The sequence below is a fragment of the Ilumatobacter sp. genome, from assembly GCF_049588435.1.
In the GTDB taxonomy this organism is placed as follows: Bacteria; Actinomycetota; Acidimicrobiia; order Acidimicrobiales; family Ilumatobacteraceae; genus Ilumatobacter_A.
In genome coordinates this window covers 1-1,849 of record NZ_JBAVYV010000307.1, presented here as the reverse complement: position 1 = coordinate 1,849, position 1,849 = coordinate 1, and the positions used below count along the sequence as shown (strand labels likewise).

Below are 1,849 nucleotides of genomic sequence, written 5' to 3'. Positions count from 1 at the left end.
CCCCATGACGAGCCCAGCCACCCACAAAGCTCTGCGATGACTCTCTGAAGAGGGTCTATCAGATGAGTGGTGTAACTGATCTGGCTCATTGTTGGTGTTTGATGTTGACCCGGTTCTTTGGACACGGGGTTATGACGGATTCGGCTGGCCGTGGTCGTGGCGCCACTTGTCAGCGTATTCGGTTGGGGTGAGGTGATCGAGGCCGGCTTGGTGTCGTTGCCGGTTGTAGAAGACCTCGATGAACTCGAACAGGTAGGCGTGGCAGTCGGCTCGGGTCTCGAACCAGATCGACCCTCGGATCCAGGCGATCTCGACCTTGAGACGGGCCCAGAACGTCTCCATCGCAGCGTTGTCGTAGGCGTCGCCGGTTGACCCGAATGACAGCGACATGTCGTGGTTGCCGGCTGCGAATGCGAAGTCCAACGACGTGTAGATCGAGCCCTTGTCGGCGTGGTGAATCACCTCGGCCGGGTTGCCCGTGCGGGCGAGGGCCATCTCAAGCGCAGCGACGACGAGGTTGGTGTCTTGGCGCCCGGAGGTGTCCCAGCCAACGATGCCGCGGTGGAATAGGTCGCGAATCCCGGCGAGGTAGAGCTTGCCTTCGCCGGTGCGGAACTCGGTGACGTCCGCGACCCACCGCTGGTTCGGAGCCGCAGCGGCGAAGTTCCGGTTCAGCAGGTCCGGTGGCCCGCCCAGGTCCGGTCGACCGCGTCGCCACTTGCGCGGCGAATGTGCCCCGACCAGGTTGTTCGTGCGCATCAGGCGAGCCACACGCGATCTGGCGACCCGGTGGCCTCGACGACGCAACTGCCCGTAGACGCGCGGCGTGCCGTAGCTGCCGCGTGAACGCTCGTAGATGTCTCGGATCGTCACGAGGAGTTCGGCGTCGGCGATGTCGCGTGCCGATGGTGTGCGGGTGAGCCACGCGTAGAACGACGAGCGCGGAACCTCGACCAGGCCGCACATCCGCTTGACTTCGAAGGCGCCGAGGTGGTCGTGGACGAAGCGGAAGCGGATCACCGCATCGTCTCGCGGGCGAAATATGCAGCCGCCCGACGAAGGATCTCTTTGTCGGTCTGCAACTCGATCACCTGCTTGCGCAACCGGGCCAACTCGTCGCGTTCGGACTCCGACAACGCTTCAGGATCGCCAGCACGACTGTCCGCGTCGCGAGCGGCGCGCACCCAGTTCCACAGGGTGCCCTCCGCAATGTTCAACGACCGGGCGACCTCCGCGATCGGCCGACCAGACGATCTGGCGAGTTCGATCGCGTCCTTGCGGAACTGATCGGGGTACTTGTTCGGACGACCCATCTGGGCCTCCTTCCTACACGGTCTCCCGCGTAATCAGGTGTCCAAGAAACCGGGTCAACATCAGACCGACGAAAGGGATGCTCGACTCGCGGAACGCTCGCCGCTGATATAGCGCTCGCAGTGGCCGGATGGGTGCCTGCTCGATGGCTGTACCTATCAGAGCACGTTACAGGAGTCGCTCGAGATGTCGCAGCGGGCGCCAGATCGGCGGATCGCATGGCCGACCGATCCGGCTGCTCGTCACGATGTCGATCCTCATCGTCATCGGCTACATCGGGCTCAGCACCGGACAGTTCATCGCTCGGGGATCAGCTTTCGGACTCGGCGATCGAGGTTCCGTCGCACGCCGCGGCCCGTTCGAGGACGTGACGGAATCCACGCGCCGTGGCGGCGTCGATCATCTTGCCGCCGACGCTCGCTGCGCCGTGGCCGGCTTCGATTGCGGCGTCCATCGCGTCGATCGCTGCTCGGGCCTCGTCGACCTCGGCGGGGCTGGGAGCGAAGATGCGGTTGGCCGCCTCGAGCTGCGCCGGGTG

2 protein-coding genes and 1 pseudogene are annotated in these 1,849 nt (G+C 64.6%); all 3 read right to left on the bottom strand.

The genetic code is table 11. From position 1 onward, the window contains the following. Positions 1-129: 129 nt before the first annotated feature. On the bottom strand, positions 130-1,020 hold the full coding sequence (locus WBV89_RS11890; protein WP_423981564.1) for an IS3 family transposase: 891 nt from the start codon (positions 1,018-1,020) through the stop codon (positions 130-132). Further along, positions 1,017-1,313, bottom strand: coding sequence for a transposase (locus WBV89_RS11885; protein ID WP_423981563.1), 297 nt, complete (start codon positions 1,311-1,313; stop codon positions 1,017-1,019). The genes WBV89_RS11890 and WBV89_RS11885 overlap by 4 nt, the downstream gene beginning before the upstream one ends. A gap of 308 nt (positions 1,314-1,621) precedes the next feature. Next, positions 1,622-1,849: pseudogene (locus WBV89_RS11880) on the bottom strand (CoA ester lyase); the annotation flags it as partial.